At 70.4% G+C, this 25,995-nt stretch carries 23 protein-coding genes; 11 read left to right on the top strand and 12 right to left on the bottom strand.

The genetic code is table 11. The features are described 5' to 3' along the window. The first annotated feature begins 39 nt into the window (after positions 1 to 39). From ACTWLI_RS01385 to sufU, 3 genes are all read left to right on the top strand, one after another. Positions 40 to 2,763, top strand: coding sequence for a LuxR C-terminal-related transcriptional regulator (locus ACTWLI_RS01385; protein WP_445154942.1), 2,724 nt, complete (start codon positions 40 to 42; stop codon positions 2,761 to 2,763). A gap of 630 nt (positions 2,764 to 3,393) precedes the next feature. Further along, positions 3,394 to 4,707 (top strand): SufS family cysteine desulfurase, encoded by a 1,314-nt coding sequence (locus ACTWLI_RS01380; RefSeq protein WP_445156086.1) that lies wholly within the window; start codon positions 3,394 to 3,396, stop codon positions 4,705 to 4,707. A 13-nt stretch (positions 4,708 to 4,720) separates the two neighbouring features. After that, positions 4,721 to 5,191, top strand: coding sequence for a Fe-S cluster assembly sulfur transfer protein SufU (sufU, locus tag ACTWLI_RS01375; protein ID WP_445154941.1), 471 nt, complete (start codon positions 4,721 to 4,723; stop codon positions 5,189 to 5,191). Between the two features lie 77 nt (positions 5,192 to 5,268). Here sufU and ACTWLI_RS01370 read toward each other — a convergent pair whose 3' ends face one another. The 4 genes from ACTWLI_RS01370 to ACTWLI_RS01355 all read right to left on the bottom strand — a co-directional run bounded on the left by ACTWLI_RS01370 (position 5,269) and on the right by ACTWLI_RS01355 (position 8,074). Beyond that, entirely contained in the window at positions 5,269 to 5,682 is a 414-nt protein-coding gene (locus tag ACTWLI_RS01370; protein ID WP_445154940.1) for a VanZ family protein, read from the bottom strand. A gap of 85 nt (positions 5,683 to 5,767) precedes the next feature. Further along, positions 5,768 to 5,989: an SCO4848 family membrane protein gene (locus tag ACTWLI_RS01365; RefSeq protein WP_056740279.1), complete on the bottom strand. Its 222-nt coding sequence runs from the start codon at positions 5,987 to 5,989 to the stop codon at positions 5,768 to 5,770. 3 nt (positions 5,990 to 5,992) lie between these two features. Continuing rightward, a complete protein-coding gene (locus tag ACTWLI_RS01360) occupies positions 5,993 to 6,490 on the bottom strand; it encodes a DUF2505 domain-containing protein (RefSeq protein WP_445154939.1) in 498 nt (165 codons plus the stop codon). A gap of 48 nt (positions 6,491 to 6,538) precedes the next feature. Further along, on the bottom strand, positions 6,539 to 8,074 hold the full coding sequence (locus ACTWLI_RS01355; RefSeq protein ID WP_445154938.1) for an SDR family oxidoreductase: 1,536 nt from the start codon (positions 8,072 to 8,074) through the stop codon (positions 6,539 to 6,541). Positions 8,075 to 8,292: 218 nt separating this feature from the next. Between ACTWLI_RS01355 and mfd the strand changes: the two genes are divergently transcribed. Both mfd and ACTWLI_RS01345 read left to right on the top strand, forming a co-directional pair. Beyond that, a complete protein-coding gene (gene mfd, locus ACTWLI_RS01350; RefSeq protein WP_445154937.1) occupies positions 8,293 to 11,928 on the top strand; it encodes a transcription-repair coupling factor in 3,636 nt (1,211 codons plus the stop codon). A 6-nt stretch (positions 11,929 to 11,934) separates the two neighbouring features. Continuing rightward, positions 11,935 to 12,765: a metal-dependent hydrolase gene (locus tag ACTWLI_RS01345; RefSeq protein WP_445154936.1), complete on the top strand. Its 831-nt coding sequence runs from the start codon at positions 11,935 to 11,937 to the stop codon at positions 12,763 to 12,765. 227 nt (positions 12,766 to 12,992) lie between these two features. On the opposite strand, the gene ACTWLI_RS01340 is transcribed toward ACTWLI_RS01345, so the two are convergent. The 4 genes from ACTWLI_RS01340 to ACTWLI_RS01325 form a co-directional block, all read right to left on the bottom strand. Beyond that, positions 12,993 to 13,217 carry a hypothetical protein gene (locus ACTWLI_RS01340; RefSeq protein ID WP_445154935.1) on the bottom strand — a complete coding sequence of 75 codons (225 nt, stop codon included), beginning with the start codon at positions 13,215 to 13,217 and terminating at the stop codon, positions 12,993 to 12,995. Positions 13,218 to 13,280: 63 nt separating this feature from the next. Then, positions 13,281 to 14,021 (bottom strand): deoxyribose-phosphate aldolase, encoded by a 741-nt coding sequence (gene deoC, locus ACTWLI_RS01335; RefSeq protein WP_445154934.1) that lies wholly within the window; start codon positions 14,019 to 14,021, stop codon positions 13,281 to 13,283. Positions 14,022 to 14,134: 113 nt separating this feature from the next. Beyond that, positions 14,135 to 15,010: an FAD-dependent oxidoreductase gene (locus ACTWLI_RS01330; RefSeq protein WP_445154933.1), complete on the bottom strand. Its 876-nt coding sequence runs from the start codon at positions 15,008 to 15,010 to the stop codon at positions 14,135 to 14,137. Between the two features lie 233 nt (positions 15,011 to 15,243). Beyond that, entirely contained in the window at positions 15,244 to 16,995 is a 1,752-nt protein-coding gene (locus tag ACTWLI_RS01325) for a phospho-sugar mutase (protein WP_445154932.1), read from the bottom strand. 221 nt (positions 16,996 to 17,216) lie between these two features. Between ACTWLI_RS01325 and ACTWLI_RS01320 the strand changes: the two genes are divergently transcribed. After that, positions 17,217 to 17,696, top strand: a complete 480-nt coding sequence (locus ACTWLI_RS01320) for an RrF2 family transcriptional regulator (protein WP_445154931.1) — start codon at positions 17,217 to 17,219, stop codon at positions 17,694 to 17,696. Between the two features lie 28 nt (positions 17,697 to 17,724). Here ACTWLI_RS01320 and ACTWLI_RS01315 read toward each other — a convergent pair whose 3' ends face one another. Continuing rightward, complete coding sequence (locus ACTWLI_RS01315) at positions 17,725 to 18,543, bottom strand: purine-nucleoside phosphorylase (RefSeq protein WP_445154930.1); 819 nt, start codon at positions 18,541 to 18,543, stop codon at positions 17,725 to 17,727. A gap of 83 nt (positions 18,544 to 18,626) precedes the next feature. Here ACTWLI_RS01315 and ACTWLI_RS01310 point away from each other — a divergent pair, with 83 nt between their 5' ends. Together ACTWLI_RS01310 and ACTWLI_RS01305 are read left to right on the top strand one after the other, a co-directional pair. Beyond that, positions 18,627 to 20,042 (top strand): NAD(P)H-quinone dehydrogenase, encoded by a 1,416-nt coding sequence (locus ACTWLI_RS01310; protein WP_056740777.1) that lies wholly within the window; start codon positions 18,627 to 18,629, stop codon positions 20,040 to 20,042. 142 nt (positions 20,043 to 20,184) lie between these two features. Next, positions 20,185 to 20,391, top strand: a complete 207-nt coding sequence (locus ACTWLI_RS01305) for a hypothetical protein (protein ID WP_445154929.1) — start codon at positions 20,185 to 20,187, stop codon at positions 20,389 to 20,391. Positions 20,392 to 20,460: 69 nt separating this feature from the next. Here the strand turns inward: ACTWLI_RS01305 and ACTWLI_RS01300 are convergent, their stop codons facing one another. Further along, positions 20,461 to 21,918, bottom strand: a complete 1,458-nt coding sequence (locus tag ACTWLI_RS01300; RefSeq protein WP_445154928.1) for a benzaldehyde dehydrogenase — start codon at positions 21,916 to 21,918, stop codon at positions 20,461 to 20,463. 109 nt (positions 21,919 to 22,027) lie between these two features. Continuing rightward, complete coding sequence (locus tag ACTWLI_RS01295) at positions 22,028 to 22,894, bottom strand: right-handed parallel beta-helix repeat-containing protein (RefSeq protein WP_445154927.1); 867 nt, start codon at positions 22,892 to 22,894, stop codon at positions 22,028 to 22,030. 242 nt (positions 22,895 to 23,136) lie between these two features. Between ACTWLI_RS01295 and ACTWLI_RS01290 the strand changes: the two genes are divergently transcribed. Beyond that, the gene (locus ACTWLI_RS01290; RefSeq protein WP_445154926.1) at positions 23,137 to 23,676 is read left to right on the top strand and encodes a flavodoxin domain-containing protein; all 540 of its coding nucleotides are present in this window, start codon (positions 23,137 to 23,139) and stop codon (positions 23,674 to 23,676) included. Here the strand turns inward: ACTWLI_RS01290 and ACTWLI_RS01285 are convergent. Next, the gene (locus ACTWLI_RS01285; protein WP_445154925.1) at positions 23,673 to 24,311 is read right to left on the bottom strand and encodes a hypothetical protein; all 639 of its coding nucleotides are present in this window, start codon (positions 24,309 to 24,311) and stop codon (positions 23,673 to 23,675) included. The genes ACTWLI_RS01290 and ACTWLI_RS01285 overlap by 4 nt on opposite strands. A gap of 155 nt (positions 24,312 to 24,466) precedes the next feature. On the opposite strand from ACTWLI_RS01285, the gene ACTWLI_RS01280 reads away from it, so the two are divergent. Together ACTWLI_RS01280 and ACTWLI_RS01275 are read left to right on the top strand one after the other, a co-directional pair. Further along, positions 24,467 to 24,853: a hypothetical protein gene (locus ACTWLI_RS01280; RefSeq protein ID WP_445154924.1), complete on the top strand. Its 387-nt coding sequence runs from the start codon at positions 24,467 to 24,469 to the stop codon at positions 24,851 to 24,853. Between the two features lie 212 nt (positions 24,854 to 25,065). Continuing rightward, the gene (locus tag ACTWLI_RS01275; RefSeq protein WP_445154923.1) at positions 25,066 to 25,902 is read left to right on the top strand and encodes an excalibur calcium-binding domain-containing protein; all 837 of its coding nucleotides are present in this window, start codon (positions 25,066 to 25,068) and stop codon (positions 25,900 to 25,902) included. Positions 25,903 to 25,995: the final 93 nt, after the last annotated feature.

Raw genomic sequence — 25,995 nt, 5'->3', positions numbered from 1 at the left:
CGGCCCCGGCCCGGACAGCGGCGGCGGGTGAGGAGCCTCGTGGAAAGCCTGACAGATGCCGCCATCCTGATCGGCCGTTCCGGGGTGGTCAAGGATGTGGTCCACTGCCTGCGGGACGAGGGAAGGGCCGGTGCCCTCATCCTGGGCGGGGCCGGGTCGGGTAAAACCGTCGTGGTCAAGGCCGTGCTGGCCGAGCTCCACGGGCAGGGCTCCATCATCCGGCTCACCGCCACCCAGGCCCTGGCCTCGGTCCAGTTCGGGGCGCTGGCCCCTTACCTGGCCGGGCTGCCGGACCACGACCTTGATTCCTCCAGCGCCGTCCTGGCGGCGGTGACAGCGGCCCTCAGGGCCGAACCGGCGCTCGCGCTCTTCGTCATCGACGACGCCCAGTACCTGGACCGGGGGACCACACGGCTGCTCGCCCAGGCGGTCGCCACCGGGGCCGCGCGGCTGCTCGCCGCCTGCCGCCCGGGCACCCAGGTCCCCGAGGAGTTCCTCGCCCTCTGGGGCGACGGCGTCGTCGCAAAGTTCGATCTCGTCCCGCTGAGCCGGGCCGAAGTGCACCAGCTGTGCGAACAGGTGCTGCACGCCGACGTGTCCCCCTGGGTGAGCGAATTGTTCGCCAGTGCGACCGAGGGCAACCCCTACATGCTGCTGTCCCTCATCGAGCATTCCCGCGCCACCGGGGCCCTGGCCAAGCGCCGGGGAACCTGGTTCCTGCTGGCGCCCCCGGACCTCGGCGACGTGCCGGCGGCGGACCTGCTGGACCACCACCTGCGTTCCATGTCCGACGAGGAGAAGACCGCCGCCGCAATCGTCGCCCTCGCCGGTCCGCTGTCCCTGGGCCAGATCCTGCGCTTCAGCAGCCCGCGGGCCGTCGACGCGCTGGAAGGGGCGGGCATCATCACCGTCTCGCGGGAGCCGGACCGCATCGTCCGGCCAGCCAGCCCGCTGATCGGGGAGATCATCCGGCGGCGGGTGCCCGCGGGCCGCAGCGCCGGACTGCGGGCCAGCCTGCTGGCCCTTCCCTGGGCGGGCAAGGTCCTGCCCGACGCCGTCCTGAACCAGCTGCGCTGGGCGCTGGACTCCGGGGCCGAGCCGCCAGCCGGTGACCTGCTGGAGGGAGCCATCGCGGCCAACGCCGGCCTGGACACGGCAACGGCTCGCCGGGCCGCCGAGGCCATCGGCCCCGGGCCGCTCCGCCCTGAAGCACGGCTCCAACTGGCCTACTCTGACTACATCCTCGGCCGGCGCTCGGACGCCGCGGACGGGCTGCGGGCGGCCCAGCCGCTGCGGTACGGGCGGGCGTCCTATCTGGCCGCGCTCCTGGCCGGCCGGCTTAAGGATCTGGCGGCCGGGCTCGACGTCCCGCTGGCGGCGTCCGGGACCGACGCGCAACCGCCCGGACAGGGGCCGGACAAACCCGGCGGGCCGGACGCGGCGGGCCGGGACGCTACCGGCCCGGACGCTGCCAGCGGGGACCCGGCAGGGCGGTCCGCCTGGTTGTCGCCGGGAGTGGGCCTCGCCTCCGCCCTGGCCCTGGAGGACTGGGACGGCCGGACCGCGGAACTGGCGGAACGGCTCCAGGCCCTGCTCGCCGAGGCCGACAACAACCCCGACATCCGCATCCCGGCCGCCTCCCGCCTGGCCGAGGCATGGATGGCCGAGGGCCGGGTCCTGGCGGCCCTCGGCCTGGGCCGCGAGGCCTGGCATGCGGCCCGGACTGACGGGCTGGCCCTCCCGCTGAGCTACGAGGACGTGCTGGCGCGGCACTGCCTGGCCCTGGCCCGGGCCGGGGAATGGGAGGAACTCGCCAGCGTCCTGGATGACTACGCCTCGGGAATGCCGACGCGGCTGCTCTACAGCGGCGGGCTGCTCCACCTGATGCGAGGCTACTCCCGGCTGCGCCAGGGCCGGGTCCCGGAAAGCCTGGCCGAGCTGTTGCTCGCCGTGGAGGAGCTGCTGATCGCCGACCCCTGGCAGGTCCTCGCTTTCGGACGCGCACTCGCCGCCTATGCCGCCGCCACCGCAGGGCAGCTCGACGAAGCCGCCGAACAGGCCCAAGCCTTCCGCAGTGCCGACTACCGGGCACCGGAAACGTTGAGGCTGCTCGCCGAGGCGTACTGCACCGCCGCCGAGCAGGGCGCGGGCGGGGACGCCGGGGCCGCGCGGCGGGAACTGGCTCGCCTCGCGGACGAAGCGCAGCGGCAGGGGCTCCGCACCGTGGAGACGGACATCCGGCGGCTTGCCGTCCGCGCCGGCGACACCGGCGCGGCCGAGCAACTGGCAGCCAGCAGCGCCGCCCTGGAGGGGCCGGAGGCGCGGCTGCTGCACACCTACGCACTGAGTGTCGCCGCAGGGGATTCGCCCGGCCTCATGGCCCTCAGCGACCAGGCCATGAACGCCGGGCACCTGCTGCTGGCCCTCGAAGCCGCCCAGCAGGCTGCTCGGCTCTTGAAGGACGACCCCGAGAAGTGGAAACTGACCGCGGTCCAGCGCAAGGTGCACCACCGGATGGTCGCCGCCGGCATGTCCGGCCAGCTGGACATCGTGCACGGCGAAAACCACGCAGAGCTCACCGCCCGCGAGTCCGAGATCCTTGACCTGGTGGCGGGCGGCGCCACGAACGCGGAAATCGCCGCCAGGCTGACCCTGTCCCAGCGCACCGTCGAGGGACACCTCTACCGGATTTTCGGAAAGCTCGGCGTGAGCCGGCGCGGAGAGCTCCTGAACATCCGCAACAACAACCACCAGCCGCCGTAGCGCCCGGGACCCGGGTGCCGTGGGCCACGCCCCACGCGCCACGCGCCACGCACCAAGGGAATTGGGGGTGGCGTGAGTATGGGCAAGTAGTGGACCCCTGGGGAACCGTGAAGAAGTCGGGTAAACCCTACTCGTGTGCGGATTGGGCCATCACGATTGACTTAAGCCAGTCCCCGGAACGGGAGAGCCTTACCGGGGACGACCACATTGGGGGACCGGACTACCCGCGCATTCGCAAGGCGAAGTACTAAACGAAGTTTCAAAGACACGATCTAAAATAGTGCTAAGAGGGCGGCCTTGGCCGCTCCTTCCCGAACTCCTTCATTGGAGCCGTACGGTGCCCCTGGCAGCCGTACCCCAAAGTCGGAGCCGGCGGCGTCAGAGCCTTCTGAGACCGAGGCTCTCCCCCCAGCCGCCGCCGGCTCCCTTAACCCGGTCCCACCCGCAGGGGACCAGCAGGAACTCCGCGGAACCGACGCCCCGCCCGGGCCCCAGATCCGGGCGGGGCGTTCGGCTGTCCGCCGCCGCCGGACCGCCGTGGGATAATTAGGATTAATCTGCGTGACGTATTTCCCCGCGCCGGCGGCACAGCCGGCCGCGGCGTCCGCGCGAGGACCGATCCAGGAGTTTCTGCCCATGGTTGCCACCCCAGCCCATCTCCTCCGCTCCGCCACGGCGCTGGGCAACGAGGAAGTCATGCGGATCCGCAACGATTTCCCCATCCTGCAGCGGACCGTCAACGGCCGGCCGCTGGTCTACCTGGACTCGGGCGCGACGTCGCAGAACCCGCTCAGCGTGCTGGAGGCGGAGCAGGAATTCTACGAGCAGCGGAACTCCGCGGTACACCGGGGTGCGCACCACCTCGCGGTGGAAGCCACCGACGCGTTCGAGGACGCCCGGGAGACGGTCGCGGCCTTCATCGGCGCAGACCCCGACGAACTGATCTGGACCTCCAACGCCACCGAGGGCCTGAACCTGCTCAGCTACTCCTTCCTGAACGCCTCGTTGCCCGGCTCGCCCGCAGAGGCCAGGCGCTTCGCGCTGGCCGAGGGCGACGAGATCGTGGTCACGGAAATGGAGCACCACGCCAACCTGATTCCCTGGCAGCAACTGGCCGCGCGCACCGGCGCGGCACTGAAGTACATCCCGGTCGACGACGCCGGCGACCTGGACCTCGACGCCGCCGCCCGCCTCATCGGCAGCCGCACCCGGATCCTGGCGTTCACCCACGCCTCCAACGTCCTCGGCACCATCAACCCGGTATCCGAACTGGTCGCGCTGGCCCGGGCTGCCGGCGCCCTGGTCGTGCTCGACGCCTGCCAGTCCGCCCCGCACCTGGCCCTGGACGTGAAAGCCCTGGACGTCGACTTCGCCGTCTTCTCCGGACACAAGATGCTCGGCCCCACCGGGATCGGCGGCCTCTACGGACGGGCGGAACTGCTCAACGCGATGCCGCCGTTCCTGACCGGCGGATCGATGATCACCACCGTCACCATGGACCGCGCCGCGTTCCTTCCCAGCCCGCAGCGCTTTGAGGCCGGCACCCAAAAGATCTCGCAGGCAGTCGCGCTCGCCGCCGCCGCGAACTACCTGGGTGAAACGGGCCTGGACCGGATCCACGCCTGGGAAACGACGCTGGGCCAGCGGCTCGTGGAGGGCCTCGAAGCCATCCCCGGAATCCGGGTGCTGGGGCCGGCCGCCGGGCGGGAACGGATCGGACTGGCCGCGTTCGACGTCGCCGGCGTCCACGCCCACGACGTCGGCCAGTTCCTCGACAGCCGCGGCATCGCCGTCCGGGTGGGCCACCACTGCGCCCAGCCGCTGCACCGCCGCCTTGGCCTGACGGCCAGCACCCGGGCCAGCACTTACCTGTACAACACCACCGACGACGTCGACGCCTTCCTCGAGGCGGTCGCCGGCGTCCGCGGATACTTCCAAGCCTAAGGACACCCCCAGCATGAGCCTTGACCAGTTGTACCAGCAGATCATCCTGGAGCACTCCAAGCTGCGCCACGGCAGCGGCCTGGCCGGGGCGGAGCTGCCGGCGGGGGCCGCCAGCGGCCAGTCGCACCAGCTCAATCCGGTCTGCGGCGACGAAATCACCGTCCGGGTGACGGTGGCGGACGGGAAGGTCAGCGGGCTGCGCTGGGACGGCGAAGGCTGTTCCATTTCGATGGCCTCGGCCTCCGTGTTGACCGACCTGGCCGACGGCCTTGAGGCGGCCGAACTGCAGCGCGTGATCGACAGGTTCCGTGAGGTGCTGCGCTCGCGCGGCAAGGTTCCGGCTGATCCGGAGATCCTGGGCGACGCGGCGGCCTTTGAAGGCGTGGCGCGCTACGCCGCCCGGGTGAAGTGCGCCATGCTCTCCTGGGTCGCGGCGGAGGACGCCCTCGCCCAGGCGCTGGCCGGCCAAGACCACCAGGCCTGACCCCGCGGTACCGGGTCGGACGCGCACCAGGGCCGGACGCGCACCAGGTCCGGCGGCACCCGGGCGGGCGCGGGCCGTCAGGACCGCCGTCGCCGGCCCAGCAAGGCGGCGAGCAGTGTCCCCAGCACGGCGCCGAGGGTATTGGCCAGCACGTCGGCGGCGGTGGGGTAGCGGGCCGGCAGGAAGAGGAACTGCGCAGCTTCGATCGCACAGGAGGTCAGCAGTCCAGCGGCTGTTCCCAGCCACCAGAAGCCGGGGCCCGCGAGCCGGGACACCAGCAGGCCGAGCGGGATGAAGAGCAGGACATTGGCGGCCGACTCGACGGCGCCGTAATCCACCCAGCCGGGCGCGCCGTTGCGGTGCAGCCAGCGCAGCGCGGAATGCAGCAGCCCGGCCACCGGCCGGTCCACGGGCTGCGGCCAGAACGCCACTGCAGCGAGCAGGCCGAGGTAGGCCAGAAGGGCCCAGAGGGCCACACGGTGGGGCCGCACTGGCATCTTCCCTTCGACAGCGGACCGGCAATGGCCCGAGTCTAGCCCCGGCGCGCCGCCCTGTCCCGCGGCCCCGGGGCGGCGCCTAGCCGAGCAGGCCCGCGACCCCGATCGCCGCCGTCGCCGCGCCCAGCAGCATCGAGACGCTGACCAGCACGACGTGGACGGTCAGGAACCGGGTGGCCTTCCCGGCCGCGTCCCGGGCCCGCGGGTCCTTCATGACCCGGCGCAGGAACTGCGGCCAGACGGCCAGGGACCAGACCCCGGCAATGACCAGGACGACGGCGAGGGCCGCGGGCAGCTCCATCGCCTAGTGGCTTTCGAGCCAGGCCTGGGCCTGGGTGGACTGGATGTTCAGGGCCTTGCCGACCATCGGCTCGGCGGCGTCGGCGATCTTCCCGCCCAGCAGCGGCACGGACGAGGTCACCGTGCCCTCAAGCTCGATCCGGGTGCTGCCGCCGTCGGCGACCAGGCGCTGCACGGCGTTGACGTCCAGCGGGGCGCCGGCGACCTTGAGCGAGATGCTGCTTTCCCGGGAGCCGTCGGCGGCCGGGGCGGCCCAGCTCTCAAGCTGGGTGACCTTCAGGCTCTCGCCGACGAACTTCCGGGCCAGGTCGGGCATCCGGGTGGTGGGGATGGTGCGGACGGTGGTGGTGTTGAACGCGCCGGCGAGGTCGCCGTCGACGGCGAACGATTCCAGGGTTCCGCCGACCAGCTCGCTGGTGTGGCGCAGGAAGTCCTCGTTGACGAAAACAGCCGTGACGCTCTCAACGCTGTGCGGCAGGGTGGTGGATGCACTCAGGGCCATGGGGGTCCTCCAAAAAGGGTGAACTGGTCGTTTCGGGCTCCCAATATCCTACGCGGTGGGCCCGGCCGGTTCCGATTCGGCCGGTGGCTCCGTCTCTCGCTCCGTCTCTGCGAGGCGTTGCGCCGCCGCCGCGATATTCCGTGACATGGCGGGGAAAATGAGGCTGTGGAACGGCAGGACCGCGAGCCAGTACAGCTTGCCGCTGAGGCCCTTGGGAAAGAAGATCGCCCGCTGCCGGTAGCGGCTGCCGGCGCCGTCGGGCTCCACCGACAGCTCGAGCCAGGCCCGGCCGGGTGCGCGCATCTCGGCCCGCAGCCGGAGGAGCCGGCCGCGGTCGATCCGCTCGACCCGCCACCAGTCGACCACCTCGCCCTCGGCCAGCAGGTGCGGGTGCCGCCGTCCGCGGGCCAGCCCTGCGCCGCCGGTCAGCTTGTCCAGCCAGCCCCGTACGCTCCAGGCCAGCGGCAGCGAGTACCAGCCGTTGCGGCCGCCGATCCCTTCGATGATGGTCCAGACATGCCGGGGGTCCACCGGGCTGGAGTAGGAGCGCTCATCCACGTACACGCGGTGCCCGGCCCACTCGGGGTCGCTGGGCAGCGGGTCGGCGTCGGCCCCGGCGTTGGCCCAGGTGGTCTCCACCTGCCCGTCCCGTTCCTTGCCCAGGGCCAGGGCCACCGCCCGCCGGTACGGGGTGAGGCCGCTCTCGGGCAGCGGGATGTAGTCGTCGATGTCGTGTTCCCGGGAGACGGCGTCGTGCTGCAGCGACTCCACGAGGGGCAGCGACATGGACAGCGGAATCGGCGTGGTCAGGGCAACCCACATGCCGGCGAGCTTGGGCGCGGGGATGGGAAGGGCCAGCACCACCCGGTGCGGAAGTCCGGCCTCGGCGGCGTACTCCTGCATCATCCCGGCGTAGCTGAGCACCTGCCGCGAGCCGATGTCGAAGGTGCGGTTGATCCGGCCCTCCAGGGACGCCGCGCCGACCAGGTAATGCAGCACGTCCCGGACCGCGATGGCCTCGATCTTGTTCCGCACCCAGCTGGGGGCCGGCATCACCGGCAGGGTCTCGGACAGGTGCCGGATCATCTCGAAGGACGCGGAGCCGGAGCCGATCACCACGCCGGCCTGGAACACGACCGCGTCCACCGGCCCGTCGAGGAAGACCTTGCCCACGGCCTCGCGGGAGCGCATGTGCGTGGACAGTTCGGCGCCGGAGGGGTGCAGCCCGCCCAGGTAGACGATCCGCTCCACACCGGCCCCGGCGGCAGCCTTCGCTGCCGTCTCGGCCATGGCTTTCTCCTTGGCCTCGAAGCCGGCTCCGCCGGCCATTGAATGCACCAGGTAGTAGAAGACGTCGACCCCCTCCAGCGCCGCCTGCAGCGCCGCGCCGTCGTCGAGGCTGCTCTGGACGACCTCGACCTGCTCCAGCCACGGGACGCCCGCAATCTTGGCCGGGGTCCGGACCAGGACCTTGACCCGGTGGCCGGCCTCGAGCAGCCGGGGGACCAGGCGGCCGCCGATGTAGCCGGTGGCGCCGGTGACGAGGACGCTCTTCGTGGCCTGGGCGTCGGGGGTGCCGTTCATGGTGGCTCCTTACTGTGGGCGGACATAAGGCATTCGGAGCGCCGCCCCCGCCGGACTGGGCGGCGGGACTGCGGGGCGGGCCGGCGCCCGTTCCTGCCAGCTTAGCCCCGGGTCCCGGCCCGGCGCCGGGGCGCGGTAGGCTGGAAGCACCCCGGGATTCTTGTGAATTTCGGGTATTCGTGTTGCCTGCCTCCCCGCGATTACCAGGAGTTTCAGCCATGAGCCTCAACGGCCCCTCTCTTACCGGCCTGCGGCGCGTCCTCGCCGCGGATGCCACCTTCGCCCGGGTGCAGGCCGAAGCGTCCCGGCCGTTTGCCGCCCGCAGCGAGGGCTACCAGATCAGCGCCCCGGCCGGGTTGCGCGCGGCGCTGCTCGCGGAGGTCGCCGACGGCCTCGCCGCCGGCGCGGACGACGGCGGTGCCCCGGTCGTGCTGGCGGTCACCGCCACCGGCCGGGAGGCCGAGGACCTTGCCGCGGCGCTGGCGGCGTTCCTGCCCGCGGACACGGTCGCCGAATTCCCCAGCTGGGAGACCCTGCCGCACGAGCGGCTCTCGCCGCGCTCGGACACCGTGGGCCGCCGGCTCTCGGTCCTCCGCCGCCTCGCCCACCCCGGAAGCGACGGCGGCGCCGCCCTGCGCGTCATCGTCGCGCCGGTCCGCGCCGTGGTCCAGCCGATCGTGGCCGGGCTTGGCGAGCTGGTTCCGGTGACCCTCACCGTGGGCCAGGAAGCCCCCTTCGGCGGCGTCGTCAAGAGCCTCGCCGACGCCGCCTACGCCCGGGTGGACATGGTCACCCGGCGCGGTGAGTTCGCCGTCCGCGGCGGCATGCTGGATGTCTTCCCGCCCACCGAGGACCACCCGATCCGGGTGGAGTTCTTCGGCGACGAGGTGGAGCAGATGCGCTGGTTCGCCGTCGCCGACCAGCGGTCCCTGTCGGCCCCCGGCGTGCACCACCCCACCGTGCTGCACGCCCCGCCGTGCCGCGAAATCCTGATCACCCCCTCGGTCATGTCCCGGGCCGCGACGCTCAAGGCCGAGCTGCCGGCCGCGGCGGACATGCTGGAGAAGATCGCCGGGGGCATCGCCGTCGAGGGCATGGAGTCGCTCGCGCCCGTGCTGGTCGACGCCATGGTCCCGCTCCTGGACCAGTTCCCCGCGGGGTCGATCTCGGTCGTCATCGAACCCGAGAAGGTGCGCACCCGTGCGCACGACCTGGCCGCGACCAACGAGGAGTTCCTGGAGGCCGCCTGGTCCACCGCGTCCGACGGGGGAGCGGCGCCGCTGGACCTGAGCGCCGCCGCCTCGCAGGCGCTGCACTCGGCCAGCTTCCGGTCCCTGGCTGAGACCCGGTCCACGGCGCTGGAGCACCAGGTGTCCTGGTGGGCGATCAGCTCGCTCGCCAGTGACGAGGAGCTGCTGCCCGAGGTGGACGTGCTGAACCTGCGTGCCCGCGAACCGCGCGGCTACCAGGGCGATGTCGCCGAGATGATGGATTTCATCGGCTCTCACGTGCGGGACCAGTGGCGGATCGTCGTCGCCACCGAAGGGCCCGGACCCGCCCAGCGCCTGGCCGAGCTCTTCCACGACAATGACATCCCCTGCGCCCGGGTGGAGGCCCTGGAGGCCGAGCCGCAGCCCGGCCTGATCGAGGTGACCACCGCCTGCGTCGGCCGCGGATTCGTCCTCGACGGGCTCAAGACGGCGCTGCTGACCGAAGCGGACCTGCTGGGCCGGACCTCCGCGGGGTCCACCAAGGACATGCGGAAGATGCCCTCCAAGCGGCGCAACGCCGTCGACCCGCTGCAGCTGTTGGCCGGGGACTTCGTGGTGCACGAACAGCACGGCATCGGCCGGTTCGTGGAACTGATCCAGCGCAAGGTGGCCGGAGGCGGCGACGGCGTGCGCGAATACCTCGTGCTTGAATACGCCCCGTCCAAGCGCGGCGCGCCGGGGGACCGGCTCTTCGTGCCCACCGACCAGCTGGACCAGGTCACCCGCTATGTCGGCGGGGACACCCCGGTGCTGAGCAAGATGGGCGGCTCCGACTGGGCCAGCACCAAGTCCAAGGCCCGCAAGGCGGTCAAGGAGATCGCCGGCGAGCTGATCCGGCTCTACTCGGCCCGGATGGCCTCCCGCGGCCACGCCTTCGGTCCGGACACCCCCTGGCAGCGCGAGCTCGAGGAAGCCTTCCCCTATGTGGAAACCCCGGACCAGTTGACCACCATCAACGAGGTCAAGGCCGACATGGAACGGGAAATCCCGATGGACCGCCTGGTCTCCGGCGACGTCGGCTACGGCAAGACTGAGATCGCCGTCCGGGCCGCGTTCAAAGCCGTCCAGGACGGCAAGCAGGTCGCCGTGCTGGTGCCCACCACGCTGCTCGCCCAGCAGCACTACGAGACCTTTACCGAACGGTTCTCCGGCTTCCCGCTGCGGGTCAAGCCGCTGTCCCGGTTCCAGAGCCCGAAGGAGGCCAAGGAAACGGCCGAGGGGGTCAAGAACGGCGCGGTGGACGTGGTGATCGGCACCCACCGGCTGCTGTCCAAGGACTTCGCGTTCAAGGACTTGGGCCTGGTGATCGTGGATGAGGAGCAGCGCTTCGGGGTCGAACACAAGGAAGCGCTGAAGAAGATGCGCACCAACGTGGACGTCCTGGCCATGAGCGCCACCCCGATCCCGCGCACCCTGGAGATGTCGCTGACCGGCATCCGGGAAACCTCCACCCTGGCCACCCCGCCGGAGGAGCGCCACCCGGTGCTCACCTACGTCGGCCCGTACACGGACAAGCAGACCTCCGCCGCGATCCGGCGCGAGCTGATGCGCGAGGGGCAGGTGTTCTTCGTGCACAACCGCGTCTCCACGATCGAACGGACCGCCGCCAAGATCCGCGAGCTTGTCCCGGAGGCCCGCGTGGAGGTCGCGCATGGCAAGATGTCCGAGAGCCGGCTGGAGCAGATCATCGTCGACTTCTGGGAAAAGCGCTTCGACGTGCTGGTCTGCACCACGATCATCGAGACCGGCCTGGACATCTCCAACGCCAACACCCTGATCGTCGACGGCGCGGACAAGTACGGCCTGTCCCAGCTACACCAGCTGCGCGGGCGCGTCGGCCGCGGCCGGGAACGCGCCTACGCCTACTTCCTCTACCCCTCGGAGAAGCCCCTGGGCGAGGTGGCGCTGGAACGGCTCAAGGCCGTGGCGACGCACAACGAACTCGGCGCCGGCATGCAGCTGGCCATGAAGGACCTTGAAATCCGCGGCGCCGGCAACCTGCTCGGCGGTGAACAGTCCGGCCACATCCAGGGCGTCGGCTTCGACCTCTACATCCGGCTGGTGGGTGAAGCTGTGGCGGACTACCGCGGCGAGGCCGAGGAGAAGGCCGCCGAGATGAAGATCGAGCTGCCGGTCAACGCGCACCTGCCGCACGACTACGTGCCCGGCGAACGGCTGCGCCTGGAGGCCTACCGCAAGCTGGCCGCCGCGCTGACCCACGAGGCGATCGACGAGGTCCAGGCCGAACTCGTGGACCGGTACGGCGAGCTGCCGCTGCCGGCCCAGAACCTCGTCGCCGTGGCCCGCTTCCGGGTCGGGGCGCGCGAGGCCGGCCTGACCGACGTCGCACTGCAGGGCAACTTCATCAAGTTCTCCCCGGCGCAGCTGCCCGAGTCCAAGCTGATGCGGCTGGCCCGGATGTACCCCGGTTCGCAGGCCAAGCCGGCCCTGGACGCGGTCCTGATCCCCAAGCCCAAGACGGCCCGGATCGGCGGCCGCGACCTGCAGGACGCCGAGATCCTGGCCTGGGCCAACAGCGTGATCGAGGCGATCTTCTCCGACGCCCCGCTCTCCGTGGGCTAGCCCGTGATGGGAGGACACCACGCCGCGTCCGGGGCCGCGGCGTGGGTGGCGATCGCCTCGACCGGGCCGTACGCGCTGGGCTGGTATCCGCTGGACCCCACCGGGATCGTGATCGGCGGGATGGCGACGGCGGGCACGGCCCTGGTCTGCGACTGGGACCACCGCTCAAGCACGGTCGCGCACGCCCTGCCGCCGCTGTCGAACCTGATCGCGGTGGGGATCGAGAACGCCTCCGGCGGCCACCGCCAGGGCACGCACTCGGTGCTCGGCGCGGCGTTCTTCGTGCTGCTCGCCGCGCTGGCTGGGAAGATCCAGCTGCAGACCGACTGGGGCCTGCTGTCCGTGGGCGCCGGGCTGCTGTGCATGTTCATGATCAACATCGCCGCGAAAGCACTGAAGCTGTTCCCCAAGTACGGCGTGGTCAGCAACTGGATCTTCGCGCTCGCCATGGCCGGCCTGGTGACCTGGTTCGCCCCGCACCAGTGGTCCTGGCTGCCGGTGTCCATGCTCACCGGCGTGTTGGTGCACATCGTGGGGGACATGATCACCACCGGGGGAGTGCCGCTGCTCTGGCCGGTGGTGGTCAAACCGCCCAAGGTCCTGCGCAGGCTGCCGCTGGTCAAGGACATCTGGAAGGCCAACGGGGCCTTCTCCATCCCGCTGCTGGGCCGGGCCGGATCACGGCGCGAATGGTTCGTGCTCATCCCGGTCAGCGCCTACGCCATGATCGGCCTCTTCTCCGCTGGCCTGGCGCTGGCCAAGGGGCACTTCCCGGCCGCGCTCGCGTTCGGCACCGCCCTCATCGACCGCCTGCTCGGGGCCGTCGGCGGGGCGTAGCGGCTGCGGCATCGGCGCCGGGCCCTCCGGCATCAAACCGGGACGGCCCGACGTCGGCCCTTGCCGTTTTCGCTATGGTTTCGGACCGGCGCCCCCGGGGCCCCGGGTGCTTAGGTCCGAAACCGCCGCGCGTTTCCGGATCCGGCGCGAAAAGAGGCGCCGCGTTCGGGGCCGCCGGGTTAAACGACTGAAGCCCCGGCGGACCGGGGCTTCAGGGTAAGACGTGTTTAGCTTTCGCCCGCGGAATCCGAGCGGCCGGTGATGGTCTGCGGGATCCAGAACGCCAGCGCGAACAGCCCCAGGCAGGCAGCCATCGGCCACGGGTTGCCGAGCGTGAGGAAGGACAGCGAGTACAGGGCGCCAAAGAACAGGGCCATCATCAGGACAAACAGCACGACGCTGGATGCCAGGCTGCTCTCGCCGCGGCGGGTCTTGGTGGTGTTGCTGGACATTCGTTCCTCCTCGGCCCCGGGGGGCTCAAAACTGTGGCGTCAGCGTCTTGTGCCGGCGGGCGGTCAGTACGCGGATGAACCCTGTTCACCCTTGACGATCGCGATGCCGGAGCTGGCGCCAATACGTGTTGCACCTGCAGCAATCATAGCCTGAGCGTCGGCGAGCGAGCGCACGCCGCCGGAGGCCTTGACGCCGAGGTCCGGGCCCACGGTGCGGCGCATCAGCGCGATGTCCTCGACCGTGGCGCCGCCGCCGTTGAAGCCCGTGGACGTCTTCACGAAATCCGCGCCGGCCTCGACGGCGGCCTCGCAGGCCAGGACCTTCTGGTCGTCGTTGAGCAGTGAAGTCTCGATGATGACCTTCAGGATGGCATCGCCGGCGTGCACGGCCTCGGCCACCGCACGGATGTCGTCCACCAGGGCGCCCTTGTCATTGGCGCGCGCGGCAGCGATGTTGATGACCATGTCCACCTCGTCGGCGCCGTCGAGTACCGCGCCGCGGGCTTCGAAGGCCTTCACGTCGCTGGGCGTTGCGCCCAGCGGGAACCCGACCACGGAGCAGGTCAGCACGCCGGAGCCGCGCAGCGCCGTCTTCACGGTCTTGACCCAGACGGGGTTCACGCAGACCGACTTGAACTGGTACTCGGCCGCCTCGGCGCACACCTTCAGGATCTCGGCCTCACTGGCCTCCGGCTTGAGCAGGGTGTGGTCGATGAACGCGGCAATGTTTCCGGCGGTGCCCGCGGCGGTGCCGGGGGTCTCGCTGCCGGCGGTGCCGGCGGCCGTGGTGGCTTCGTTGCTCATGTGGTCCCTTTCGTGGCGGAACCGGACCGTCCCCGGCCCGTCCTGCTGACACGGCGTGTGTCCTTGCTTGTCAGTGCACCATCTTGCCATAAGGGGTCCGGCCGGCGCCGGTCCTACGCCGCGTCAGCAAGGGGCTCCGAGAGGCACACCTGGAGCAACCCCGCGGCGCAGGCACCGGCGGCGGTTGCAGCGGCCGCGAGCAGGCCCAGACGGACACCGTCGAGGGATGCGGCGTCGCCGATGGCCCAGATGCCCGGCACCGAGGTGCGGTAGTCGGGCCCCACGGCGATCCCGCCCTGCGCTGCGGTGGCCAGACCGGCGGTTGCCGCGAGGCCGTCCCGGGCCACCCGCTCCTCGGCGAGGACCACCAGGTCACCGCTCATGCTGGAGCCGTCGTCGAACACGATCCCGGCGGCGGGCAGCGCCGAGCCGGCGAGGGTGGGCAGGACCGCCGCCGGGCGCACGGTGGTGCGGACCGGGCGGACACCGCGGGCCCGCAGCACCGCTTCGGCCTGGCCCGCCGCCGTGCCGGTGCCCACGAGGATGCCCAGCGGCCGGCGGCCGAGGACCCGGGTGACGTCCCTGACCGCGTCCCCGAGGCGGGTGGCATCGTCAATGGTGGAATAGCTCAGGCACCGGGCCGCACCCTCGATCGGGGCGTGCGCGGGGGCCGATCCGGTAGCGATCACCAGCTGGTCGTAGGCGAGCTCCAGGCCGTCGGCGGTCGTGACCCGGCGTGCTTCGGCGTCGATGAAACTGGCCGGCTGGCCGAACCGGACCGAGACCTGCGGCAGGAGCGCCAGGTCGAGCAGTTCCTCCGGGGCGTCGTCGCGGTTGCTCAGCACCGTGATGGCGCCGGCAAACGGGGTGCGGATGAGCCGGCGGACCAGGGCCTGCGCTGCCGGCCCGGCCCCGGCGATCACGATGCGCGGCCGCGCCGGGGATCCGGCGGGGGCAGTGGAGGTGGCGGACGCTTCCGTGACGGACATGTGCTGGCCCTTTCGCTGGTGGGCCGGATGTGGCCCGTGTTCCTGATGGTCCCAGCGTAGGGGTGTGCTTTTTCCGGCAGATTTCCGCGGTGTTGCAGTATTTTCGCGGTCCGTTCGCCAGTTGTTACCAGGTGGTAATGCCGTGGGTCACACACGGATCCGGTAGCCGCCGAGATGACACGTCGTGGCAGTGTTGGGGCCGGACACTGCCACGACGTGTCATCTCGGGGAGGTTAGAGCCCCAGCGCCTCGCGGACGTCGGCGAGCACGCCGTCCAGGGCGGCGCGGGCCTCGAGCCGTGCCTGCGGCAGCTCCGCGGCGGACCCGACGCTGCGGATCACCTCCAGGTAGCACTTGAGCTTCGGTTCGGTGCCGCTGGGGCGGATGATCACGCGGCTGCGGTCCTTGGTCAGGTAGAGCAGCCCGTCGGTGGGCGGGAGCTGTTCGCTGCCCTCCGCCAGGTCCGTGGCGGTCTCGACGGCGGAGCCGCCGAACGATTCGGGCGGGCTGACCCGCAGCCGGTTCATCATGGCGTCCAGCAGGCCCAGGTCAGCGACCCGGATGCTGAGCTGGTCGCTGGCGTGCAGGCCGTGCACCAGGTAGAGCTCGTCCAAGGTGTCGAAGATGGTTTTGCCGTCGGCTTTCGCGGCCGCGGCGAGTTCGGCGATGAGCACCGCGGCGGAGATGCCGTCCTTGTCCCGGACCAGGGACGGCGCGACGCAGTAGCCCAGCGCCTCCTCGTAGCCGTAGAGCAGCCCGGGGACCCGGGCGATCCACTTGAAGCCGGTGAGGGTTTCCTCGTGCGCGTACCCCGCCGCTGCGGCAATCCGGGCCAGCAGCCGGGAGGAAACGATCGAGTTCGCGAACACCCCGGAACCGGCACTGGGGGCACCGGCGTCGCCGGCTGCCAGGCGCGCCACGACATGGGCCCCCAGCAGGGCGCCGACCTCGTCGCCGCGCAGCATCCGCCAGGCGCCGGTATCGGGGTCCTTGGCGGCCACCGCTGCGCGGTCCGCGTCGGGATCGTTGGCGATCACGATGTCCGCGTCCACCCGGGCGGCGGTCTCCAGGGCGAGGTCGAGGGCGCCGGGCTCCTCCGGGTTCGGGAAATTCACGGTGGGGAAGTCGGGATCCGGGTCCGCCTGCTCGGCGACCAGGGTGACATCGGCGAAGCCTGCGGCCTCCAGCACCGCCACGGCGGTCTCCCCGCCGACGCCGTGCATCGGCGTCAGGACGATTTTCAGGTCGCGGGCCGGGAAGTGTCCGGGATCGGCGAGGGCGGCGACGGCGGCACGGTAGTCGGCGGCGATGGACGCCTCCAGGACCGTCCAGCCGTCCGTGGCGAGCGTGATCGTTTCCAGGGGGCCGACGGCGTCGATCTCCGCGGCGATGAGCGCGTCGTAGGGTGCCACGATCTGGGCGCCGCGGCCGTTGTCCTCGACGGCGTGGCGGCCTAGGTAGACCTTGTAGCCGTTGTCCTGCGGCGGGTTGTGGCTGGCGGTGACCATGACCCCGCCGTCGCACTCCAGCGCCCGGACCGCGTAGGCCAGCAGCGGCGTGGGCAGCGCGGCGGGCATCAGGAACGTCTCGATGCCGGCGTCGGTGAAGATCGCGGCGGTTTCTTCGGCGAAGATGTCCGAGTTGTAGCGGGCGTCGTAGCCAACGACGGCGCGCGGCCGGGTGCCGGGGGCAGCCTCGGCGACGGCGCGGGTGAGGAAGGCCGCGAATCCTGCGGCGGCCCGGCGCACCACGACGCGGTTCATCCGGTTGGGGCCCGCGCCGAGGGCGGCACGCAGGCCTGCGGTGCCGAACTGGAGGGTGCCGCTGAAGCTGTCGGCCAGTTCCTGCCGGGCGGCAGCGACGCCGTCGCCGGCGAGGCCCGCGAGTTCGGTCAGGGCGGCGGCGGTGGCGGGATCCGGGTCCTGGACGGCCCACTCACGGGCGTCGCTCAACAGTTGGGTCAGTGCGGCATCGGAAGACGTCATGGGTACCAAACTAGCGCCAAAACGGGGCCCGGCGCGCCCCGACAGGCGCGGGCGGGTCAGCGGGCCGGCACCCCCGTGGCAGCGATCAATGCCGGCTCCGGGGACAAATGCCTTCCCGGTTGCCTTCCCGGCGCAGGGCTTCCGAAGGATCTGCGCAGGATGGCTACGGAGGGACCGCCGCTCATTGACAGCAAATTTTCCGGACACGTAGCGTCTGGAATATGAAAATGGGTCGAGGGGTCGAGTGGGCACTGCACGCCTGCGTCAACATGTCCTGGACGCCGGCCGGGGAGGCCGTGAACAGCGCCCGGCTGGCGGCGTTCTACCAGCTCCCGGCCGCGTACCTGAACAAACAGCTCCAGGCCCTGGTCCGCGCCGGGATCCTCACCTCAGTCTCGGGCCCCCGGGGCGGCTTCCACCTGGCCCGGCGGCCGGAAAACATCAGCGTGCTGGATGTGGTCCTGGCGCTGGAAGGGCAGGAACCGAGCTTCCGCTGCGAAGCCATCCTGGGCGATGTCCCCGACGCGGACCGGCAGGAGAACTTTGTCCGGACCTGCCTGATCTCCCAGACCATGCGCCAGGCGGAGCTGGCGTGGCGGCAGGCGCTGGCGCGCCAGACGATCGCCGGGGTCGCCGAATCCATGGAGCGGCGGTTCCCGGGGGACCGGGAGCGGACGCTGACGCACCTGGCGGCCGGCTGAGAGATTGGCGCCCGGCGCCGGCGCCCGCTCAGAGCTTGGCGATAATCTCCGCGAGCAGCTTCGAGATCCGCGGCCCCGCGGCCTGTCCGGCTTCGAGGACCTCTTCGTGGCTCAGCGGCACCGGGCTGATGCCGGCGGCCAGGTTGGTCACGAGCGAGATGCCGAAGACCTCCATGCCCGCGTGCCGGCCGGCGATGGCCTCCAGCGCGGTGGACATGCCCACCAGCGATGCGCCGATCCGCTTGGCGTACTGGACCTCGGCCGGGGTCTCGTAGTGCGGGCCGGTGAACTGGGCGTACACGCCCTCGTCCAGGCTCGGGTCCACCTCGCGGGCCAGGCCGCGGATCCGGGAGGAGTAGAGGTCGGTGAGGTCCACGAAGGTGGCGCCTTCGAGCGGGGAAGCGGCGGTGAGGTTGATGTGGTCGCTGATCAGCACCGGGGTGCCGGGCGCCCAGGCCTCGTTCAGTCCGCCGCAGCCGTTGGTCAGGACCAGGGTCTTGCAGCCGGCGGCGGCGGCGGTGCGCACCCCGTGCACGACTGCGCGGACGCCCTTGCCCTCGTAGTAGTGCGTGCGGGCGCCCAGGACCAGGGCGCGCTTGCCCTCGCGGGTGAGGACCGAGCGGATGGTGCCGACGTGGCCCACCACGGAGGGGGAGGAGAAGCCCGGGACCTCGTCCGCGGAGAGGGTGGCAGTGGTTTCGCCGATCAGTTCCGCAGCGTCACCCCAGCCGGACCCGAGCACCAGCGCGACGTCGTGGCTGTCGACGCCGGTCTCTTCGGCAATGTAGTCGGCGGCGGCGCGGGCGGCGTCGAAGGGGTCCGTGTTCAGGAATTCTGTATTACTCACTGGTACAAGCTACCCTGCCCGTCCGGCCCAGCCCAGCATGCTTTATTGGTGGCGTCGGTCCGGATGATGGACAATGGATGATTGTGACTACGCATCCCGATTTCAGCGCACCCCGGATCGCAATTCTTGGAGGAGGGCCCGGCGGCTACGAAGCCGCCATGGTCGCCGCCTCGCTGGGGGCGCAGGTCACCATCATTGAGCGCGCCGGTCTCGGCGGCTCCGCGGTGCTGACCGACGTCGTGCCGTCCAAGACCCTGATCGCGACGGCGGACCTGATGACCCGTGTGGGCGAGGCCGGCGAGCTGGGCGTCAAGTTCGACCTCGACGGCGGCGACTGCACCCCGACGATGCGCGCGGACCTCAAGCACATCAACGACCGCCTGCTGGGCCTGGCCCGGCAGCAGTCCTCCGACATCCAGAAAGGCCTCGAAGGCCAGGGCGTCCGCATCCTGCTCGGCTCCGGCAGGATGCTGGACAACCACACCATCGAGGTCCTCACCGCCGAGGGCACCGAGACCATCGAGGCAGATGCCATCCTGCTGGCGGTCGGCGCCCACCCGCGCGAGTTGCCCACGGCCCGCCCGGACGGCGAACGCATCCTGAACTGGGCGCAGATCTACAACCTGGACGAGCTCCCCGAGGAGCTGATCGTGGTGGGCTCGGGCGTCACCGGCGCCGAATTCGCCTCCGCGTACAACGGCCTGGGCTCCAAGGTCACCTTGATTTCCTCCCGCGACCGGGTGCTGCCCGGCTCGGACACGGATGCCGCCGAGGTGCTGGAGGGCGTCTTCGAACGCCGCGGCGTCACGGTGCTCTCGCGCGCCCGCGCCGAAACCGTGGAACGCACGGACGACGGCGTCGTGGTCACCCTCGGCGACGGTTCCAAGGTCACCGGCAGCCACTGCCTGGTGGCCGTGGGTTCCATCCCCAACACCGCCGGCATCGGCCTCGAGGAAGCCGGCGTCGCACTGACCGAGAGCGGCCACATCAAGGTCGACGGCGTCTCGCGCACCACCGCGCCGAACATCTACGCCGCCGGCGACTGCACCGGCGTGCTGGCCCTGGCCTCGGTGGCGGCCATGCAGGGACGCATCGCCATTGCGCACTTCCTGGGCGACAGCGTCACCCCGCTCAAGCTGCACCAGGTGGCCTCGAACATCTTCACCTCCCCGGAAATCGCCAACGTCGGCGTCTCGGAGGCCGAGATCGACTCCGGCAAGTACCAGGGCGACGTCGTGAAGCTCTCGCTGCGCAGCAACGCCCGCGCCAAGATGCGCAACCACAAGGACGGCTTCATCAAGATCTTCGCGCGCAAGGGCTCCGGCACCGTGATCGGCGGCGTCGTCGTCGGCCCCAACGCCTCGGAGCTGATCTTCGCGATCTCCCTCGCCGTGACGCAGAAACTGCACGTCGACGACGTCGCCAGCACCTTCACCGTGTACCCGTCGCTCAGCGGCTCCATTTCCGAGGCGGCACGGCGGCTGCACGTCCACATGTAGTACCGGGTTTCCTCCCGGATTGACCGGCAGCGGCCGCGGATCCCTAGACGCGTCGCGGCCGGAGGCGTTGAATATGCTCGGTGCACTAAGCACTGCCGGCCGCAGCCGTGGCCCACGGCTGCTTTGCGAAGGAGCAAGTCCAATGGCGGGAATTGAAGATCATTTCGACAAGGCGCATCACGGCAAGTCGGTGGCCGACCTGGCGAATTCGCCGGTCGACGCACTCAAGGGTGTAACCGAGGCCGACGGCGAGCATTTGAAGGCCGCGTTCGGCATCACGACGGTCAAGGACCTGGGGACGAACAAGTTCTTCCTGTGGGCTCAGGAGGTAGCCAAGCAGGCGGGCTGAGTCGACGGAGGGCCCCACTGGCCGACAGCCAGTGGGGCCCTCTTTTTGTGTCCTGCAGGCAGTGGCGGATTAGAACGGGTAGGGCGCAATGTCCGGGCGGACCGTGAGCCACTGGATTTCGGTGAACGACTCCATGTTGGCGTGGTGGCCGCCGATCCGGGAGCCGTTGCCGGAGTTCTTCACCCCGCCGAAGGGCGAGTTCGCCTCGTCCGAGACGGTCTGCTCATTGATGTGGACCTTCCCGGAGTCCAGCCGGTCCGCGATGGACATGGCCATGCCGACGTCGCCGAGGATGCCGATGGAGAGGCCGTACTCGTTGTCGTTCGCCAGCGCCACCGCCTCATCGAGGGTGGAGAACTTCATCACCGGCGCCACCGGGCCGAAGATTTCATCCTTCCAGGCCGGGCTGTCCTCGGCCAGGTCGACCAGCACCGTGGGCTGGTAGAAGCGGCCGTCGTGGGTGCCTCCGGCGGCCAGCCGGGCGCCGGCCTGCACCGCGTCCTGGACGATCCCGTCCACCCGGTGCAGCTGCCGCTCGTCGATCACCGGGCCGAGCGCCACGGTCCCGCTCTTCGGGTCTCCCACCGGCAGGTGGCCGGCCTTCTCGGCCAGGGCGGCGACGTAGTCGTCGTAGATGTCCTCGTGCACGATGTGCCGGCCAGCCGCCATGCAGATCTGGCCCTGGTGCATGAACGATCCGAACGCCGCCGCGGAGGCCGCCTTGGCCAGGTCGGCGCCGGGGAGGACGATCAGGGCATTGTTGCCGCCGAGCTCCAGATGGGCGCGTTTGAGTAGCCGGCCGGCGGTTTCGCCGATCTTTCGGCCGGCCGCCGTCGAACCCGTGAACGCGATCACCCGGACTTCGGGGGCTTCGACGACGGCGGCGCCGATGTCCGCGCCGCCCGGCAGCAGGGAGAGCAGCCCCGCCGGGAGCCCGGCTTCCTCGAAGATACGCATCACCGTGACCCCGCCGCAGACGGCGGTGCGCGGGTCAGGCTTGAGCAGCACGGCGTTGCCGAGGGCCAGGGCAGGGGCGACGGCACGGATCGAGAGGATCAGCGGGAAGTTGAACGGCGCGATCACGGAGACCACGCCAACGGGCCGGCGGCGGGCGAAGGACCAGCGGTTCTCGTTGGAGGTGAGCACGTCGCCGGCCGGGAGCGAGGGCAGGGCGGAGGCGTCGTAGCACTCGTTGGCGGCGATATGGGTTTCCAGCCCGGCCTTGGGCGGGATGCCGCCGGATTCGCGGACGATCCAGTCCTGGATTTCGGCGGCGTGCTCCTCCCACAGCTGTCCGGCGCGGCGAAGCACCGCGGCGCGGTCCTCGGGGTTGCGGGCGGCCCACTCCTTTTGCGCCGCTGCTGCGGCGCTGGCGGCCTCGCGGACGTCGTCGACGGAGGCGACGCCGTAGCTGCCGAGCCGCTCGCCGGTGGCCGGTTCGATACTGTCGCCGCTCCCGCCGCCGCCGGGGCGCCAGCCGTTGAGGTAGATCTTGCCCTCCCAGAGGGCGGAGTCGAGCAGGGACATGTCCTGTCCTTTCGGTTCCGGACGGCGGGCGTCCGGCAGGGGATGATCCGGAATCAGTTCTCGTCCATCACATGCTGTCCGGACGCCGCCGTCAAGAGCACTGCTGCCGTCAGGTCGCCTTGACGAACTTGATGCATTGTCCCTGGTTCTTGAACGCCGGCATGAAGGACTTCCAGCCGTCGTTTTTGCAGCTCTGTGCCGAGAGAGGCAGTACCACCTTTTCGCCGGTCCGCTGGTCCCAAGCGCTCATACCGTTGTTTGCGGCGCTCAGGACCGCCATGGACGGGTACCGGCCGCGCTCGGTCCCGCCGAAGACGACGAAGCCCCATTCGCTGGGCATTGCCGGGTCACCCGAGCGGTTGTCCTGGAACGAGAAATTGGCGTTGTCGATCAGGAAGTCGCCCTTGGTGTTGTACAACGTGTTCCCCTCGATCAAGCCGCTGCCGTTGGGGTTGAGGTAGGCGCCGCTGCGCACTGAATAGATGTTGTTATTGCTCAGGGTGAGGCCGGTGATGCTGCCTTGGGTAACCACGCCGCGGTTGGCCACCCAGCTGCTCATCGGGAGCGCCTGCGCCGGACCGTACACCGTGTTGCCGGAGATGGTGACATCCGCGGCGCCCACCTGGATGAACTCCTGCGGGTAGGGGACGTTGCTGGTGATAGTCAGGTCCGTCAGGCTTGCGCCGGACGCGGCCAGCAGGACCGTGACAGCGTTGGTTGTCTGGGTCACGGTGGCGCCCGGGGCGCCTGCGACGGTGACGTCCTTGTTGACGACGGTGGTGCCAGAAACCGCCAGGGTGCCCTGGACCTGGATGGTGTCCCCGGGCTGGGCGGCGTCGACGGCGGACTGGATGCTGGCATAACCGCATCCGCTGGTGCAGACGGTGCGCAACTCGGCGGCGGTGGCCGCCGGCGCCGCGATCCCTGCCCCCGCGAATCCGGTGGCGAGCAGCACAGCAAGGAATGGTTTTTTCACAGAGGTCCCCCATAAAAGTGAATTGACCGGACGTCGTCATCGGCGTCGGCGACCCCCGGGCCCGGCATCCCGCAGGATCCCGGTGGCAGGGGTTCAGGCAACCCTAGATCAGAAAACAGGCCGGGGGCGGGTGCCGGGGTACTCGTATTTTCGCGAGCACTACTTGGTCCGGGCAGAGCTCCTTGCGGGCCTGCTGACGTAAGTCCCTAGCGGGCGCCCGGCTGCCAGGTACACCGTGGACCATGGCCACCATTTACCTTCCCTTTGGCACGATCGAGGGCCAGACCGCCCGGATCGCCGAGTACATCGCCGATGTCATCCGCGAGCGCGGCCACGAGGCCCGCACCGCCGACCTGCGGACCGCCGGCCATGCGCTGCCCGGGGACTGCGACGGCGTCATCGTCGGCGCCTCCGTGCACATGGGCCGGCACGAGGGGTCTGTGACGGACTTCGTCCGCGCGAACAAGGCGGCGCTGGAACGGCTGCCCTCGGCGCTCTTTTCGGTGAGCCTCGCCGCCCAAGGGGATGAGGGGAGCGCGGAGGGCTACGTGGAGAAGTTCGAAGCGGAAACCGGCTGGCGTCCGGCCCACGTGGGTCTTTTCGCCGGGGCGCTGCTGTACACCCGGTACGGGTTCCTCAAGCGCCACATGATGAAGCGGATCACCAGCAGCAAGGGTTCCCCGGATACGGACCTGTCCCGCGACTACGTTTACACCGAGTGGGACGGCGTCCGGCGTTTCACCGAGGATTTCCTGGCCGCGCTGCCCGCGGCGGACGCCTAGGCCGTGGTGGCCCGCGCCTGGTCCGCCGTGGACCTCCCGCGCGCCATCCGGGCGGCCAACAGGTAGACGACCCCGGTGACCAGCGGGACAGCGCTCGCCGCGGCCAGCGAAGACGCCGGACCGGACCTTCCGGCGACCGTGAGCAGGAGCGGCAGGACGCCCAGGGCCAGCAGCAGCCAGCCGGCCGGGCCGGTCCGTTTCAGGCCGAGGACCGCCGCCGGGAAGGCCAGGGCGACGACCCCGACGGCGAGGACCGGCCCGTTGGCGTCCTGCAGGCTGCGCGCCGTCGCCGGGTCCAGGGCAAACCACACGCCCACCGCGATCAGGGCAGCCGTCACCGCCATCAGCAGGGGAGCGGTGCCGGCGGGCCAGATCCAGGCGAGCACCGCCAGGACCAGCATGGGGACCGCCCAGGCGAGGATCATCAGCAGGCCGGTGGACCCTCCGGGTGCTTCCATGGCGTAGCCGCCGATGAAGGCGCCAGCGAAGACGGTGAAGACCGTCATGAGCACCGCTCCCGTCCGCGTCAGCACCGCCGCGCGCCGCCTCGGATCCTTCTGCCGGGCAAGGACCGTCGCCAGTACGACGACGGCCACGACGACGGCGGCGACCGCCAGGATGATCGGGACGGACACGGGTGCCTCCTGCGGCGAGTGGGAGCCTGCGCTCATCTAATCCCGTCCGGCTGCCGGGGCCAAGGGGACAAAGCCCCGCCGGTCCTGAGGAGGGGGTGCGATCAGGGATAAAGTCCTCTACCTGCGGCGGTCAGGCGTTTGGCATAGTGTCCGCCATGGGGAAGAAGTCCCGTAAAAACCACGGATCGTCTGCCGGCCTTGTCCTCGCGCTGATCGCCATTTCGCTGGTGATCGCGTTGTGGCAATGGATTGTGCTCGGGATCCTCCTTTGGGCGCTCTTCCGGGTCCTGTGGAAGATCCACCTACGCAAGGACGCCGGCAGGGTACCGCAGCAGGCTAAGCGGCGGCCGGCCCAGTCCGCTCCGCCACGAACCAGCCCGGTGCCCGGCCGCGCCCTGGCCCCCGCGGGCCGCAAACCTCATCCCAAGCCCGCGCGTGAACTGCCCGCGCCGGACTACCTGCCGCGCTGGACCACGGACCGCCGGTTCCACGCTGACCGGGAGCACCACGACTGGCAGAGGCAGTTCGACAGCATGGTGTAGCGGGTCGGGAGTACAGGCGTTGCTGGACGGTCGCTGAATCACGCGTCGTTACGTCAGACGCGACAGTTCAACCACGCTGTACCGCTGCGGCCGGGCAGGCTGCGCTGTGCCTTCGCGACCGGCCCGCTCCAGACGCGGCGCAGACTCCTTTATTTGGAGTGTTAGCATGACGTGATTGCACAGCATCACATCTTTTTTGGGGGATAACTACCATGTTTAACGGCTCTACTGCCGCGCGCCCGAAACGGCGCACTCTCTGGATCCTCGCCGTGTTGGCGTTGCTCCTGATCCTCTTGGCCGCCGGAGGAATTGGCGGCATTCTCATGATTCTCGGCATCGTTGTCCTGCTCACCGCGCTCTTTGCCCTCATCACCCAGCGGCGGACTTGGATGCGCCTGCCGCACCGCAAGTCCGCCGGCATCGTCGCCGGTCTTGGAGTCGTCGCTCTATTTGCCGGCGGAGGAGTGGTCGGTGCGACCGCGGCTCCGAGCGCTCCGGTCGCAAACAAGTCAGCGCTGCTGGCGTCCCCGGCGGCGACGCCGGCCGATACGCCCACGCCAACGCCGACCGCCACCAACCCGGTGCGCACTGCGTGCTTCTCGGCCGCGGCCACCCAGGCGTATCAAGGTGCTGCCCTTGTTTGCACCAAGGATGCTGATGGCGAACTGCTCTGGTTGCCGGAGGCCGAATCCAAGCGGATCGTAAAGGCCGCTGCGGACAAGGAGGCAGCGGAGAAGAAGGCTGCGGCTGACAAAGCTGCGGCTGAAAAAGCTGCCGCTGAGAAAAAGGCGGCGGAGCGGAAGGCTGCCCAGGAAAAGGCGGCGGCAGATAAGGCCGCTGCGAATGCTGCGGCCGCCGAAGCGGCGCGCTTGTCGCCGCCGGCGCCGCCAGTACAGGTAGCTCCGGTGGCTCCTGCAGCGCCGGCCGCGGTTTACTTCCCGAATTGCGCCGCGGCCAAGGCGGCTGGTGCTGCTCCCATGTTCGCGGGTTCGCCGGGCTACCGCCCGCAGTTGGACCGCGACAAAGACGGCATTGCCTGCGACAAGTAGGCAAACCTAGCTACAAGGCCCGAAGGAATTTTCGGGCCGCCCTGCATCTCCGAAGGCCAGGTCCCCGAGTGGGACCTGGCCTTCGGAGCACAG

It is taken from the genome of Arthrobacter sp. Hor0625, assembly GCF_052567525.1.
This window is presented reverse-complemented; position numbering and strand designations above follow the sequence as displayed.

Excerpts from the sequence above, each read along its gene's own strand:
- ACTWLI_RS01305 (WP_445154929.1), top strand. The coding sequence starts at position 20,185 with ATGGCGGGAATTGAAGATCATTTCGACAAGGCGCATCACGGCAAGTCG.
- ACTWLI_RS01330 (WP_445154933.1), bottom strand. The coding sequence starts at position 15,010 with ATGTCCGTCACGGAAGCGTCCGCCACCTCCACTGCCCCCGCCGGATCC.
- ACTWLI_RS01325 (WP_445154932.1), bottom strand. The coding sequence starts at position 16,995 with ATGACGTCTTCCGATGCCGCACTGACCCAACTGTTGAGCGACGCCCGT.
- mfd (WP_445154937.1), top strand. The coding sequence starts at position 8,293 with ATGAGCCTCAACGGCCCCTCTCTTACCGGCCTGCGGCGCGTCCTCGCC.
- ACTWLI_RS01340 (WP_445154935.1), bottom strand. The coding sequence starts at position 13,217 with ATGTCCAGCAACACCACCAAGACCCGCCGCGGCGAGAGCAGCCTGGCA.
- sufU (WP_445154941.1), top strand. The coding sequence starts at position 4,721 with ATGAGCCTTGACCAGTTGTACCAGCAGATCATCCTGGAGCACTCCAAG.
- ACTWLI_RS01360 (WP_445154939.1), bottom strand. The coding sequence starts at position 6,490 with ATGGCCCTGAGTGCATCCACCACCCTGCCGCACAGCGTTGAGAGCGTC.
- deoC (WP_445154934.1), bottom strand. The coding sequence starts at position 14,021 with ATGAGCAACGAAGCCACCACGGCCGCCGGCACCGCCGGCAGCGAGACC.
- ACTWLI_RS01345 (WP_445154936.1), top strand. The coding sequence starts at position 11,935 with ATGGGAGGACACCACGCCGCGTCCGGGGCCGCGGCGTGGGTGGCGATC.
- ACTWLI_RS01275 (WP_445154923.1), top strand. The coding sequence starts at position 25,066 with ATGTTTAACGGCTCTACTGCCGCGCGCCCGAAACGGCGCACTCTCTGG.
- ACTWLI_RS01290 (WP_445154926.1), top strand. The coding sequence starts at position 23,137 with ATGGCCACCATTTACCTTCCCTTTGGCACGATCGAGGGCCAGACCGCC.
- ACTWLI_RS01300 (WP_445154928.1), bottom strand. The coding sequence starts at position 21,918 with ATGTCCCTGCTCGACTCCGCCCTCTGGGAGGGCAAGATCTACCTCAAC.
- ACTWLI_RS01320 (WP_445154931.1), top strand. The coding sequence starts at position 17,217 with ATGAAAATGGGTCGAGGGGTCGAGTGGGCACTGCACGCCTGCGTCAAC.
- ACTWLI_RS01355 (WP_445154938.1), bottom strand. The coding sequence starts at position 8,074 with ATGAACGGCACCCCCGACGCCCAGGCCACGAAGAGCGTCCTCGTCACC.
- ACTWLI_RS01280 (WP_445154924.1), top strand. The coding sequence starts at position 24,467 with ATGGGGAAGAAGTCCCGTAAAAACCACGGATCGTCTGCCGGCCTTGTC.
- ACTWLI_RS01365 (WP_056740279.1), bottom strand. The coding sequence starts at position 5,989 with ATGGAGCTGCCCGCGGCCCTCGCCGTCGTCCTGGTCATTGCCGGGGTC.